17 protein-coding genes are annotated in these 13229 nt (G+C 67.0%); 8 read left to right on the top strand and 9 right to left on the bottom strand.

Translation table 11 applies throughout. The features are described 5' to 3' along the window. Positions 1-145 precede the first annotated feature (145 nt). From OJI97_RS04760 to OJI97_RS04750, 3 genes are all read right to left on the bottom strand, one after another. Entirely contained in the window at positions 146-1627 is a 1482-nt protein-coding gene (locus OJI97_RS04760; protein ID WP_297661627.1) for a DUF4403 family protein, read from the bottom strand. 216 nt (positions 1628-1843) lie between these two features. Beyond that, complete coding sequence (gene rimO, locus OJI97_RS04755) at positions 1844-3214, bottom strand: 30S ribosomal protein S12 methylthiotransferase RimO (RefSeq protein WP_297661625.1); 1371 nt, start codon at positions 3212-3214, stop codon at positions 1844-1846. Between the two features lie 142 nt (positions 3215-3356). Next, positions 3357-4061 (bottom strand): alpha/beta hydrolase, encoded by a 705-nt coding sequence (locus OJI97_RS04750; RefSeq protein WP_297661623.1) that lies wholly within the window; start codon positions 4059-4061, stop codon positions 3357-3359. A 74-nt stretch (positions 4062-4135) separates the two neighbouring features. Between OJI97_RS04750 and OJI97_RS04745 the strand changes: the two genes are divergently transcribed. Further along, on the top strand, positions 4136-4462 hold the full coding sequence (locus OJI97_RS04745; RefSeq protein WP_257548838.1) for a DUF423 domain-containing protein: 327 nt from the start codon (positions 4136-4138) through the stop codon (positions 4460-4462). On the opposite strand, the gene OJI97_RS04740 is transcribed toward OJI97_RS04745, so the two are convergent. The 5 genes from OJI97_RS04740 to OJI97_RS04720 form a co-directional block, all read right to left on the bottom strand. Then, positions 4419-5516, bottom strand: a complete 1098-nt coding sequence (locus tag OJI97_RS04740; RefSeq protein ID WP_297661621.1) for a TrkA family potassium uptake protein — start codon at positions 5514-5516, stop codon at positions 4419-4421. The genes OJI97_RS04745 and OJI97_RS04740 overlap by 44 nt on opposite strands. 33 nt (positions 5517-5549) lie before the next feature. Continuing rightward, complete coding sequence (gene surE, locus OJI97_RS04735; RefSeq protein WP_297661619.1) at positions 5550-6326, bottom strand: 5'/3'-nucleotidase SurE; 777 nt, start codon at positions 6324-6326, stop codon at positions 5550-5552. A 102-nt stretch (positions 6327-6428) separates the two neighbouring features. Next, positions 6429-7745 (bottom strand): serine--tRNA ligase, encoded by a 1317-nt coding sequence (gene serS / locus OJI97_RS04730; protein ID WP_297661617.1) that lies wholly within the window; start codon positions 7743-7745, stop codon positions 6429-6431. 187 nt (positions 7746-7932) lie between these two features. Next, positions 7933-8394, bottom strand: coding sequence for an SRPBCC domain-containing protein (locus OJI97_RS04725; RefSeq protein WP_297661614.1), 462 nt, complete (start codon positions 8392-8394; stop codon positions 7933-7935). Continuing rightward, positions 8391-8735: a helix-turn-helix transcriptional regulator gene (locus tag OJI97_RS04720; RefSeq protein WP_297661612.1), complete on the bottom strand. Its 345-nt coding sequence runs from the start codon at positions 8733-8735 to the stop codon at positions 8391-8393. Before OJI97_RS04720 ends, OJI97_RS04725 begins: the two co-directional genes overlap by 4 nt. Positions 8736-8827: 92 nt before the next feature. On the opposite strand from OJI97_RS04720, the gene OJI97_RS04715 reads away from it, so the two are divergent. The 4 genes from OJI97_RS04715 to OJI97_RS04700 all read left to right on the top strand — a co-directional run bounded on the left by OJI97_RS04715 (position 8828) and on the right by OJI97_RS04700 (position 11369). Next, on the top strand, positions 8828-9760 hold the full coding sequence (locus OJI97_RS04715; RefSeq protein WP_297661610.1) for a hypothetical protein: 933 nt from the start codon (positions 8828-8830) through the stop codon (positions 9758-9760). Between the two features lie 60 nt (positions 9761-9820). Then, positions 9821-10162 (top strand): hypothetical protein, encoded by a 342-nt coding sequence (locus OJI97_RS04710; protein WP_297661608.1) that lies wholly within the window; start codon positions 9821-9823, stop codon positions 10160-10162. 268 nt (positions 10163-10430) lie between these two features. Beyond that, positions 10431-10892, top strand: coding sequence for an RNA polymerase-binding protein DksA (dksA, locus tag OJI97_RS04705; protein WP_297661606.1), 462 nt, complete (start codon positions 10431-10433; stop codon positions 10890-10892). A 93-nt stretch (positions 10893-10985) separates the two neighbouring features. Continuing rightward, positions 10986-11369, top strand: a complete 384-nt coding sequence (locus OJI97_RS04700; protein ID WP_297661604.1) for a PilZ domain-containing protein — start codon at positions 10986-10988, stop codon at positions 11367-11369. A 51-nt stretch (positions 11370-11420) separates the two neighbouring features. Here OJI97_RS04700 and OJI97_RS04695 read toward each other — a convergent pair whose 3' ends face one another. Then, on the bottom strand, positions 11421-11579 hold the full coding sequence (locus OJI97_RS04695; RefSeq protein WP_105998073.1) for a YdcH family protein: 159 nt from the start codon (positions 11577-11579) through the stop codon (positions 11421-11423). A gap of 140 nt (positions 11580-11719) precedes the next feature. Here OJI97_RS04695 and OJI97_RS04690 point away from each other — a divergent pair, with 140 nt between their 5' ends. The 3 genes from OJI97_RS04690 (at position 11720) to OJI97_RS04680 (ending at position 13132) form a co-directional block, all read left to right on the top strand. Then, the gene (locus OJI97_RS04690; protein ID WP_297661602.1) at positions 11720-11917 is read left to right on the top strand and encodes a DUF465 domain-containing protein; all 198 of its coding nucleotides are present in this window, start codon (positions 11720-11722) and stop codon (positions 11915-11917) included. A gap of 227 nt (positions 11918-12144) precedes the next feature. Then, entirely contained in the window at positions 12145-12615 is a 471-nt protein-coding gene (locus OJI97_RS04685; RefSeq protein WP_297661601.1) for a DUF1465 family protein, read from the top strand. Positions 12616-12685: 70 nt separating this feature from the next. Then, entirely contained in the window at positions 12686-13132 is a 447-nt protein-coding gene (locus OJI97_RS04680; RefSeq protein ID WP_297661600.1) for a hypothetical protein, read from the top strand. The last annotated feature ends 97 nt before the right edge of the window (positions 13133-13229 follow it).

Genomic DNA, 13229 nt, shown 5'->3' with positions numbered 1-13229 from the left:
TGTCCTTCTTATCTTAAATCACACCCGCTTCCCCGAGCGAAGCCGAGGGGCCCGTTCGAGCGAAGCGAGAACCCGCACCGTCGCAGCCTCGACTTCGCTCGGCCATGCCCCTCGGCTTCGCTCGGGGAAGCGGGGGATAAGGGTATCAACTCGCCGGGCGATAGGCGACGCTGGCGCCGCCGGTCATCCGCACCGGCAGATAGAGCCCGTTGCCATAGGCCTTGATCTCGCCCGTCTCGAAGCCGTCGATGCGGGTGCGGATCACGAAAGCGCCTTCGCGCCGCTGATCGACCGCGCGCCGTATCTTGCCTTCTAGCTCTTCGAGATCGCGGGTGAAATTCTGGGTGAGCGCGTCCGCGATCAGCGGCGCGAAATCCGGACTGCGGCCGATCAGGATCAGCAGGTCGCCGCCGACGCCGTCGGTATCGCCGTTGACGACGAGATCGGTGAAGCGGAGCTGCGCCGATCCCGGCGCGTTCGCCGGCACCGCGGTCATCCAGATGCGCCCGCGCGTCGGCTTTCCGGTCCGGGCCTCCAGCCGCGCCTCGACGTCGGTGCCCACCGCGATCCGGCCGCCCGGCGCGCCATAGACGGTCGACTTGCCGAATTGGACCATCATCGGCCCCAGCTTCGGCAGCACGAAGGGCCGCGTCGCGCGCTTCGCCAGCGCGCGGTCGATCACCGGCTGGAGCTGCGCATAGTCGGCGATCACCGGAACGCGGATGTCGAGGCGCGGGCGCGGCGTCTCGCGCACCAGCTTCGGCAGCGGTGTCGGCTTCGGGTCGTCGGGGCGCGCCGAGACGAAGGTTTCGGTCACGCCTTCGATGCCGAGGTTGAGCTTCAGCCGCAGCCCGTCGAGCCGGAAGCCGCCATAGAGGATGCGCTGCGGCGTCACGCGCATCCAGACCGGCGGATTCTCGCGGTTGAGTTCGAGCGCGGTGAAGCTCTGCCGCCAGATGTCGGCGGCCTGCGAGCGAATGTCGATCTTCGCGATCTCGCGATTCACTTCGCGCTCGACGTCGCGAACGACGGGGGCGAGCTTGGCGTCGGCCTGATCGGTGAAGGTGATCCGCTTGCCGAGGAAATCGATCCCCGGCGCCCTGGTCCAGCCATAGCGGATCCGCGCCTTGCCCTGCATCTGCCAGTCGGAGGTCAGGTCGATGCGGATGCGTGCGTGGGCGAGCGCCGATCCGGTCGCGGTCTCGCCCTTCAGCACCCCGCCGACGTCGCGCGCCGCGACCGTCGCGTTCAGCGGCACGTCGACGACGATCTCATTGCCTTCGCCGCGCAGCCGCAGCGCGCCGCGCGTGACCTGTCCGACGATCGTGCAGGGGATGGCGGGAGTGACCTTGACCTTGCGCCCGAAGACCTTGACGCGCTGCGGCGGCACGCACGCCTTCTCGCGCTGGTCGATCGACCACAATGTCCGCGGCACCGCGCGTTCGAGTTCCTGCCCCAGCGACGCGATGTTCGCGTCGATCGGCACCGCGATCAGCGATGTCTGGCTGGGCGTTGGCGCCGTATCGGTCGCATGGGGCGGAGCCTTGGCACCGCCCTTGGCGGGATCGCAGCCGGACAGCAGCGCCGTCAGCAAAAGCGCGGCAGCCAATCCTTTGATTGTATGCATGATTCCGCCCCTGACGGCTCCGACCGGTATCGGAGCCTATAGGCTTCACGGACAGCGTGAAAGCGGAAATGATGCGGCGCGGAGCCGCGCCAATTTATAAAATTACCGTGTCCCCGCGAAGGCGGGGACCCATCTCCCGCCGGTTCCAGATAGCATCGATCGGAGATGGGCCCCCGCCTTCGCGGGGGCGCGTCGGCTTTTTGATTGGAGACGGTGTCAGGCGCTGACCACTCCGAACAGGTCATGCTCGTCGGCGTCCTCGACGACGACATCGACGATATCGCCGGGCTTCAGCGTCGCCGCGACGTCGCGGAGGTAGACGTGACCGTCGATCTCGGGCGCGTCGGCCTGGCTGCGGCCGGTGGCGCCGATGCTGCCCTCTTCGTCGGCCTCGCCGACCTCGTCGATGATGACGGGGAGCGTGCGGCCGATCCTGGCCTCCAGCTTGGCGGCGCTGATCGCGGCGGTCTTGGCCATGATCCGCTGATAGCGCTCTTCCTTGACCGCTTCGGGCACGGGGTCGGGCAGGGCATTCGCCTGCGCGCCCGCGACCGGCTCGAAGCGGAAGGCGCCGACGCGGTCGAGCTGCGCTTCGTCGAGCCAGTCGAGCAGATATTGGAAATCCTCTTCGGTCTCGCCGGGGAAGCCGACGACGAAGCTCGACCGGATCGCGATGTCGGGAGCGATCGCGCGCCACGCCTTCAGCCGTTCGAGCACCTTCGCTTCGTTCGCGGGGCGCTTCATCCGCTTGAGGACGTTCGGGCTCGCGTGCTGGAAGGGGATGTCCAGATACGGCGTCAGCAACCCCTCGGCCATCAGCGGGATCACCGCATCGACGTGCGGATAGGGGTAGACGTAATGGAGGCGCACCCACGGCGCGCAGCCCTCGCTCGTGCGAAGCTGGCCGAGCTCGCGCGCAAGATCGGTCATGTGCGCGCGCACCTCGCGGCCTTTCCATGTCCGCGGGTCGTGGCGGATGTCGACGCCATAGGCCGACGTATCCTGGCTGATGACGAGCAATTCCTTCGTCCCCGCCGCGACGAGCTTTTCCGCCTCGCGCAGCACCGCGTCGATGCGGCGGCTGACCAGCTTTCCGCGCAGGTCGGGGATGATGCAGAAGGAACAGCTATGGTTGCAGCCTTCGCTGATCTTCAGATAGCTGTAATGGCGCGGCGTCAGTTTCAGTCCGCCTTCGGGGACGAGATCGACGAACGGTCCCTGCGTCGGCGGCGCGGCGTCGTGGACGGCATCGACGACCTGCTCATATTGATGCGCGCCGGTGACCGCGAGCACCTTCGGAAAGCGCGCGCGGATGACGTCGGCCTCGCTGCCCATGCAGCCGGTGACGATGACGCGGCCGTTCTCGGCCATCGCCTCGCCGATTGCGTCGAGGCTTTCCTCCTTCGCCGAATCGAGGAAGCCGCAGGTGTTGACGAGCACCACGTCGGCGCCGGCGTAATCGGGCGACAGGCCATAGCCGTCGGCGCGGAGCTTGGTGAGAATCCGTTCGCTGTCGACGAGCGCCTTCGGGCAGCCGAGCGACACCATGCCGACCTTCGGCTGGGAGGGGAGGGTTTTGACTGTCATGATCGGCGGCGCCGTTAGCTTATTTTGTGCGGCTTGTCACCATTTGTCCAAAACGGTGTCCCCGCGAAGGCGGGGACCCAGAGCGTCATAACATCGACGTTGCCCTACGCTCCCCTCGGCCCCCGCCTTCGCGGGGACACGCTCAGTCCATTTTCCCCGCCAGCGTATCGGCGATGATCCGCCAGACACGCGGACTGATGCCCAGCCCCAGATGCGTCGCATCGACCTTCAGATTCCGAGCCTGCGGATTATAGATGTCGACTGCGATGTCGGGCCCGACGATGCCGTCGCGATCCGAATAGATCACCGTCAGCGGCTGGGTCAGCCCCCGAAGGTTGCGCGCGTGGATCTCGCGCTCATAGGCGTCGAAATCGCGCCCCGCGAAGCGTTCGGCGAGCGCGGTATATTTGGGGCCGCCGATGATCGGCGTGCCCATGGTGACGATCTCGCGCACCAGATGCGGATATTCGCGCGCCGTTTCGCGCGCGATCACCCCGCCGAGGCTCCAGCCGATCAGCGTCAGCGGCGCGCCGTCGGCCCACGCGGCCGCCTGCGCGGCGAAGCGCCGGACGTCGGCGGCGACGCGGCCCTGATTGCGGCCGAGGCCCCAGTCGCGGACATGGTAGCCGAGGTGACGGAGCCACGCTTCGAGCGGGCGCATCGACACTTCGCTCGCGCCATAGCCGGGGAGCAGCACGACCGGCCGCCCGTCGCCGCGCGGCGCGCCGATCAGCTGCCAGCCGCCGAGGCCATAGCGCAGCATGTCGAGCGGCAGCGCCAGCTCGCCGAGCGTCGCGAGCCGGCTCGGCGGTTTCAGGCCGCGGGGCAGCGGAATGTCGCGGGGCATCGCTTTCTCCCTCTCTCGGTCCTATAGCTCGGCGCGCTTGCGCGGCTTTGCAAGCGGATTGGGAGGATGCGCGGATGATCGGGGTGCTGGCGGCGATTTCGGCGGCGATCGCGGTGGCGGCGGGAGCATTCGGCGCGCACGGCGCGGCGGGGCCGCAGCAGGCCGAATGGCTGCGCACGGGTGGCCTATATCAGCTTGTCCATGCGGTCGCGGCGCTCGCGATCATGGGGAGCGCGCGGGGGCCGGCGATCACCTTGCTGGTCGGAGCGGCGATCTTTGCCGCGACTCTCTATGCGATGGCGCTCGGCGCGCCGAAATGGCTCGGCGCGGTGACGCCGATCGGCGGGACTTTGCTGATCATCGGCTGGCTTTGGGCGGGGTGGATTTACTGGCGGGGCTAGGCTTCGCCTCGCAATCCTCGCAATTGACGACTTCCAGGATCGTGTCGCCGGCTTCGAGTCGCTGCGCCTCCGGCTCCCAGAAGCCATAGGGCTTGCCGCTGCGATAGACGCGCAGGCCGCGGCCGCCGCTCGCGAGCTGGTCGAGGCCGCGCCCGATCTCCTCGGAACTGATCGGCCGCTCGCGAAGCTGCACGCGCCCGCCGGTCCCGGCGAGGTCGGCCATATAATCGGCCATATGCTCGCCCTGCGCCGATCCCGCGAGGAGCAGGCCGGTGAAGCTGACCGGATTGATGACGTTGCTCGCCCCCGCCTGCCGTGCCAGCAGTTCATTGTCCTGGGTGCGGATGACGACGCTGATCGGAACCTCGGGCGCGAGGTGGCGGACGGTCAGCACGATCAGGATCGAGGTGTCGTCGCGCCCCGCCGACACCAGCACCGACTGCGCCTCGGCGATCCGCACGTCGAGCAGCGTCTCGTCGCTCGACGCGTCGCCTTCCATCACGTTGCAGCCCATCGCCTCTGCGGCGTTGACGCGGCCGCGCGAGGGATCGATCACGACGATGCACGCGGGGTCGGTGCCGCGCGCGATCAGTTCCTTGACCGCCTCGCTGCCGCTGACGCCGAAGCCGAGGACGACGATATGGTCGGTGAGTTTTGCCTGAATGCGGGCCATACGCCATTTATCCCATGTGCGCTTGATGACGAAACTATAGGCGGTGCCGAGGAAGATGAAGAGGATCGCGATGCGGATCGGCGTCACGATCACTGCCTCGATCAGCCGCGAGCGGTCGGATACCGGGGCGATGTCGCCGAAGCCCGTCGTCGTGACAGAGATCATCGTGAAATAGACGACGTCGAGAAAGCTGATCTGCCCGTCGTGGCTGTCGTGCAGCCCCGCGCGGTCGATCCAGTGGACGAGGATGACGATCGCGATCAGCGCGAAGGCGAGACCGAGCCGCGCGCCGAGGTCCGCCCAGACCGGCCATTTGGCCGCGCGGCGCAGCGTCTGGAAACCCTGTTGCAGTTTCAGCTTCGGATTGGGCCGCCGGCTCATTGCGGCCCTTGTGCCAAAGGCTTGCAACGAAGGCTAGCCCGCAAACTCCGCCGCATAGACCCCGCGCAGCGTCGCCAGCGAGGCGTCGTGGGTCAGGTCGAGCTGGAGCGGGGTGACCGAGATATGCTGATCGTCGATCGCCTCGAGGTCGCTGTCGTGCCCCAGGCTGTGCTCGATGCCGTGCAGGCCGAACCAGTAATAGGGATAGCCGCGCGGATCGGTGCCCTCGACGATCGAGCCACGGCCGTAGTCGTGAAAGCCTTGCCGCGTGACGCGGATGCCCTTGACCTGGGCGGCGGGGATCGCGGGGAAATTGACGTTGATCAGCGTGCGCGGCGGCATGTCGAGCGCGAGCAGCGGGCGCAGCACCTTTGCGCCCCACGCCTCGGCCGCCTCGAACGGCACGCTGTCGCCCATGCCTTCGCGCGCATAGACCTGGGAGAGCGCGATCGAGCGGATGCCCGCGAGCGCGCCCTCGATCGCCGCCGACACCGTGCCCGAATAGGTGATGTCGTCGCCCAGATTGGCGCCGCGATTGACCCCCGACAGGATCAGGTCGGGCGCCTCGGGCATCAGCTTGCCGACCGCCATCATCACCGAATCGGTCGGGGTGCCGGTGCACGACCAGCGCCGCTCGCCATGCTGGCGGATGCGCACCGGGCGCGACAAGGTGAGCGAGTGGCCGGCGCCCGACTGTTCCTCCGACGGCGCGCAGACCCAGATGTCGTCCGAAAGCTCGCGCGCGATCGCTTCGAGGACGGCCATGCCGGGGGCGTGATAGCCGTCGTCGTTGGTGAGGAGGATGCGCATGATTTATATCTTCCTTCTTCGTCACCCCGGACTTGATCCGGGGTCCCGCTAAGCGACGCCGGAAAAGCGGGACCCCGGATCAAGTCCGGGGTGACGGGATGGTCAGGTGGCGGGCGTCAGCTTCGTGATTCCGCCCATATAGGGCAGCAGCGCCGCCGGAATATCGACGCTGCCGTCGGCCTGCTGATAATTCTCCAGGATCGCCACCAGCGTGCGGCCCACCGCTAGTCCCGAGCCGTTGAGCGTGTGGACGAATTCGTTGCCTCCCTTTTTCTGGCCGGAGCCCGTCGAGCCCTCGGCGGGCGCGTCCTCGCGGCGGAAGCGGGTGTTCATGCGCCGCGCCTGAAAGTCGCCGCAGTTCGAGCAGCTCGAAATCTCGCGATAGGCGCCCTGGCCGGGCAACCAGACTTCGAGGTCATAGGTCTTGCGCGCCGAAAAGCCCATGTCGCCGCTGCACAGCAGCATCTTGCGATAAGGAAGCTCCAATTCTTCCAATATCTTCTCGGCCGCCCTTGTCTTGCGTTCGAGTTCGGCGTCGCTGTCCTCAGGCCGGACGATCGAGACGAGCTCGACCTTCCAGAACTGGTGCTGGCGGATATAACCGCGCGTGTCGCGCCCCGCCGCGCCAGCCTCAGAGCGGAAGCAGGGGGTGAGCGCGGTCATGCGAATCGGCAGCTCGGCCTCGGGCAAAATCTCCTCGCGCACCGCGTTGGTCAGGCTCATCTCGGAGGTCGAGATCAGCCAGCGGCCGTCGGTGGTCTGGAACAGATCCTCGCGGAACTTGGGGAGCTGGGTCGTGCCGAACGCGGCCTCGTCGCGCACCATCAGCGGCGTCGCGCATTCGACATAGCCGGGCTCGCCGGTCTGCCTGTCGAGCATGAACTGGCCGAGCGCGCGTTCGAGCCGCGCCATCTGGCCGCGCAGGAAAGCGAAGCGCGCGCCCGACATCTTCGCTGCGGTCTCGAAATCGAGCCCCAATGCGGGCGCGAAATCGGCATGTTCCTGCGGCGTGAAGTCGAAGGTTCGCGGCGTGCCCCAGCGCGCGATCTCGACGTTGTCCGCCTCGTCCGCACCGTCCGGCACGTCGGCGGCGGGAATGTTCGGCAGCGCGGCCAGCCTGTCGTGCAGCGCGGCCAGCTGTTCGCGCTCGGTCTCTTCCTTCGCGGGGAGGGTGGCCTTGAGGGCGGCGACCTCGGCCTTCAGCGCCTCGGCCTTCTCCTTGTCGCCCGTGGCCATCGCCTGGCCGATCGCCTTCGACGCTTCGTTGCGGCGCGCGAGCGCGGCCTGGATGTCGGTTTGCAAGGCGCGCAGCGACGCGTCGAGGCCGAGGATTTCGGCGGACAGGGGTTCGAGGCCGCGCCGCGCGAGGCCGGCGTCGAACGCGGCGGGATTCTCCCGGATCAGGCGGATATCGTGCATGGGCGCGCTATGGCGGGGCAGCGCGGGCGGTGCAAGGGTGTTTCCCTCTCCCCTTCAGGGGAGAGGATATGGAGGCTTGGCAGCTTGCTGCCTAGCCGGAATTGGAGAGGGAGCGTTTCCCCTCTCCAAGCTTCGCTAGCTCCCGCCGGAGCGAGCTGCGCTAACCTCTCCCCTGAAGGGGAGAGGGCTATTTCTCCAGCATCTCCGCCAATTGCCCCAGCGTCGTGCCCCAGCCGTCCTGAAAGCCCATTTCCTCATGCTTGCGGCTGTCCTCGGGGCTCTTGTGGAGCACGCGCGCCGAATAGAGGGTGCCGCCGTCCTGCGCCGCGAAGGTCAGGATCGCGGTGATCGCGAGCCACGGCTCGGCGGGCTGCCAGCCTTCGGTCATCACGGTGGTGAAGACGAGCCGCTGTTCGGGAAGGACTTCGAGGAAGCAGCCGTCGACATGCGGTTGCCAGTCGCCGTCGCCTTCGCGCATCCGGGTCACGAAGCCGCCGCCGGGGCGGAGGTCGAGCGTATCGACGCGGCACAGAATCGGGGCAGGAATCCACCATGAGGCGAGCTTGGCCGGGTCGCTCCACGCGTCCCATACTGCCGATGGCGGCGCCTTGATCAGGCGTGAGATGGTCAGTTCGGTGTCGTTCGTCACGATGCTTTCTCCTGTGAATTCTGCGATTCGACGAAAGCGGCGAGGCGGTCGGTGCGGCCCTGCCAGATGGCGCGCTGTTCGGCGAGCCAGCCTTCGGCGGCGGCGAGCCGATCGGCATCGATTCGGCAGGTCCGCACGCGGCCCCGCTTCTCCGACCGGATCAGCCCCGATGTTTCGAGCACTGCGAGATGCTTGAGAAAGGCGGGGAGCCCCATGGTGAACGGTTCGGCGAGCCGCGTCACCGGCGCCGCGCCTTGCAGCAGGCGGCCGATCACCGCGCGCCGCGTCGGGTCGGCGAGTGCGTGAAAGACGGTGTCGAGAGCGGTTTGTTGGTTCGCCATATGGTGAACCATAGATAATAGTTTGCCGATTGGCAAACTATATCGTGCCGAGCATGAAGAGAGGGCCGCCCCGCGGGACGGCCCTCAGTCGGGTGGCGCGGGCTTCGGTCGCCCGCAACCGCCAGTGGATCTATGCTGCGTCCGCGTCGTCGTCGTTGCGGTTCGCGGCGCGGCGGCGCGCGACGAGCGCGGCGGCGGCGGCCCCGAACAACAGCATCATCGGCGGCGCCGGCACCGGGGTCGGATCGCCCGACGAACCGCTGCTGGTGCTGCCGCCCGAGCTGGACGACGAAGAGGAAGACGAACTCGACGAGGACGAGCTGCTCGACGACGAAGAGCTGCTTGTGCTGCCGAAGCTGCTGCTGCCGCCGGTCGCGCCCGACGAGGTGGCGCCGCTGCTCGACGAACTGCTCGACGACGAAGAGGAGCTGCTGCTCGACGAGGAGGACGAGCTGCCGCCGTGGGATGAACTGCCGCCATGCGACGAGCTCCCCCAGCCCGAGCTGCCCTTCGATGAGCTGCCCCAGCCCGAACTGCCGTGGCCGTGCGAACTGCCGCCGCCCGACGAGGACGAGCTCGACGACGAGGAGGAAGAGGAGGAGGACGAACTCGACGACGAGCTGCTGCTCGACGACGAGGTGCTGACGCCCCCGGTCGAGGTCGACACATTGCCCGACGACGTGCTGACGTTGCCCGACGAGGTCGAGACGTTGCCCGAAGACGTGCTTACGCCGCCGGTCGAGGTGCTGACACCGCCCGTCGAGGTCGAAACGCCCCCGGTCGAGGTGGAAACGCTGCCCGTCGAGGTCGACACGCCGCCCGAGGTCGAGCTGGTCGAGGTCGACACGCCGCCGGTGGTGGTCGAGGTGACGACGATGCTGCCGCTGCTGCCGCCCGAGCTGCCGCCGAAGAACCCCCCGAAAAAGCCGCCGCCGAATCCCCCGCCGAAGCCGCCGCCGATCACGGTGACGCCGCTGCCGCTGCTGCCGCCGCCTTCCCAGCTCCGCTGCGGGAAGGGGGCGTAGGGAATCGGGGGCAGGGGGATCGTCTGCGTCACGACCTGCTGCTGCGGGGTGACGGTGCGGATGATCCGCTTCGTCGTGACGACGCGGCGGACCCGCTTCACCGGCTTGCGCGCGGCGTGCCGCTTGCGCACCACCTTCTTCGCGCCGCAAGGCGTGCAGGACTGCACGGTCGATGCCCGCGCCTTCGGCACGTCGGCGATCTGCATCGCGCCGCCCCCGATGAGGGCGCCGCCGCAGGTGCAGGCACAAAGCTTGGCGAGGGCCATTCGGACAGACATATTCCCGTTCTCTCTTTCCCGTTGCAGGCGCGACAGGAGTTTCCTGTTGCACCTCCCGCTAAAGCCAAAAGGACAAAGCTTTGTGAACGCGTCCATGGCGTTAACTGCGTTTACCTGTCCGTGAGCGGGAAACCGCCCCCGGAATCAAGGAAAATACACATAACTGTCCCAAATCAGAACGGAAATCCCTTCGATTCGGTCCCATCGGTTAATTTGTCGAAAGACGGGAGGTCGCGAATGCCGGCCCGGTTCACCCTGGCTTCAGCGCTTCGTCGCTAGTCGAGGCTTCGGTGCTTGTGTCGTCCCTTGGGGGTGGTTATAGGCGCGGCGCATTCCCCTGGCCGTCCGTCCCGGGCGGCTGAGGAGACAGGAAAGGACGCGAGAAGCCCTTTATGCCAACCCAGATCGCCGATGTTGGCGCCGACGCGCTCCTGGAAGCCAAGTCCAATCTCGATTCGGACTATGTCCCCAGCGACGACGAAGAGTTTATGAACGAGCGGCAGCAGGACTATTTCCGCAACCTGCTGCTCGCGTGGAAGAAATCGATCCTCACCGAAGCCGAATCGACGCTCGCGCATCTGCAGGACGGCCCGCTGCGCGAGCCCGACCTCGCCGACCGCGCGTCGAGCGAGACCGACTGGGCGATCGAGCTTCGCACCCGCGACCGCCAGCGCAAGCTGATCGCGAAGATCGATTCCGCGATGCGGCGGATCGACGAGGGCGAATATGGCTATTGCGCCGTCACCGGCGAACCCATCTCGCTCGCCCGGCTTCAGGCGCGCCCGATCGCGACGATGACGCTCGAGGCGCAGGAGCGCCATGAGCGCAACGAGCGCATCTCGCGCGAGGATTGATCCGCCCCGGGACAAGTCCCGGCCTATTTACGTTTCCGCAATTGCTGCGATCTAGACTCGCCGCCTGACATTCAGCGCGGGGAAGAGGTCGCAATGGAATCGCGGGAATCGCTTTCGGTCGATGAAGAAGTGGCGGCGCTGTCGCGCGGCGCCGATCGGGACAGCCTGTTCATGCAGGCCAATCTGGTGCTGCCGGGCCAGCCCGCGCCGCTCGTCGTGCGCGTGCGCAATCTGTCAGCGGGCGGCATGCTGGCCGAAGCGCCGGTGCGCGGCGTCGCAGAGGGCGCGGCGGTCGAGGTCGAATTGCGCAATGTCGGTTTTGTGCCGGGCCGTGTCGTCTGGGTCGGGGAGGGCAAGTTCGGCATCGCCTTCGACCGTGCCGTCGATCCGCAGGCGGTGCGCCGTCAGGTGATTCAAAAGATGGAAGTGCCGCCGCATATCTCGGCGCTCAATCGACCTTCCTACCGCCGGCGCTGAGGCGTTCCGTAGAGGGAAGGCGTCAGCGGGGCGGTAGCGGTCAGGCGACGGTCAGGCGGTCGCGGCCATTTCTTCCTTCAGCCTCAGCTTCTGTTTCTTCATCTGCGCCAATAATGCCGTATCGGGGCTCGGTCGGCGCTCTTCATTCGCAATTTTCGCGTCGAGGTCCGCGTGGCGGGACTTCAGGGCGGAAAGGTGCGACAAGCTCATGGGCCATTCTCCTTTTCGACTCGTGTTGGCGGGGCCGAGTAAATCACGAATCGCGGTCCTTGTCGTCGCGATTCGGCCAGTCGGTCCCCCCCAAGGACAGCCCGTTGCGGATGGGCCGCGATCGTGGCAGGAGGCGGGGCGTGAACCCCGAGGACATCACCCAGCGCCTGGAACTGCTTCGCCTCGAGCATCGCGACCTCGACGCCGCGATCATCGCGCTCGGCGAGGCGGCGGTTCCCGACCAGCTCCAGCTCGCGCGCATGAAGAAGCGCAAGCTCCGCCTGCGCGACGAAATCAGCTGGTGCGAGGATCAGCTTCTTCCCGATATCATCGCGTGAAGGCCGGACGGCGCGCGCATATCGCGCATATATCGTCATTGCGAGCGAAGCGAAGCAATCCAGAGAGCGTAAACCGCTCTGGATTGCTTCGCTTCGCTCGCAATGACGGAGTGGGATAATACGAAGCCGCCTTGTCCTTCCTGCCACCTGATTCAAAACGGGACGCCTGCGAATTTCATGGTTAGCGCCGTTGCGGGCCCTGCCCGCGCCATGCCATCCCCTGCATCATGGTGACGGGACGGACAGATGCGAGCGCAACCGGCCTTCCGGTGCAGCGCGCGCAGGTCGAAAATCTCTATGTCGATGCGATGCTGCTCGCCGACGAGGCGCACGCCGCCTTTGCCGCGCAGCGCGACCTCGGCCGCGCGGAGGACGACGGCCTGCTGCGGATCGGGCTCGCCTGCGAATCGCTCAAGACGACGACGCGGCTGATGCACGTCATCGCCTGGCTGCTCCACCGCCGCGCGATGATCGCGGGCGATCCCGGCGCCGGCCCGAACGACAGCGCGGCGCGCATCGGCGCGCCGGTGGTTGCCGACTGGGACATATGCGCGCGGTTCGACGAGCCGCTTCGCCGCATCGTCGCGGCGAGCGAGCGATTGTTCGAACGCATCGCGACGATCGAGGCCGGCTGGGACGCGCCCGGCGCGGCGACCCCGGTGCAGGCGATGCTCGCGCAGCTTTCGGCGCGGCTGTAACCCCTCCTCAAAATCGCTTGCCCTAAAAGGAGTATATGAAATACTCTTTTCCGCGAAGGGAGAGCGGATGATGGATCGTGCCGAAAAGCTCGCGCTGCTCGAAGCGAGTCTGACGCGCGCGGCGGAGGTGCTGGGCGACGTCACGCCGCATGTGATGAAGCTATATTATGCGCGGCATCCGAGCGCCGCGGCGAGTTTCGAGCATCACGGCCTCGGCAAGACCGCCGCGCTCGAAGGCGAGATGATCGAGAATTGCCTCTATTGCCTGATGTATTGTCTCGAACGCCCGGCCGAGATCGAAATCTTGCTCGAAAATTCGGTGCCGCACCATCATTTCACCCTCGAGGTGCCGCTCGGCTGGTATCAGGGGCTGGTCGATGCCGCGATCGACGTGATCGCCGGGACGGTGCCCGCGGATGCGACTGGCGAACGGCAAGTGTGGGGGAAGATTCGCGAACGGCTGGGCGCGATCTTCACCGGATGCCGCGATCTGCTGCCGGAGGATGCGGTGGCGTGAATGCGCCGGGGCGCATCCCGAAGCCGAACGATGCCAACCGGAATCGTCATTGCGAGCGAAGCGAAGCAATCCAGGGCGGTTTACGCCACTCTGGATT

This window comes from Sphingopyxis sp., from assembly GCF_025869345.1.
In the GTDB taxonomy this organism is placed as follows: domain Bacteria; phylum Pseudomonadota; class Alphaproteobacteria; order Sphingomonadales; family Sphingomonadaceae; genus Sphingopyxis.
Note: the sequence above shows the minus strand (reverse complement) of the source record. Positions and strands in the feature narration are given on the sequence as shown.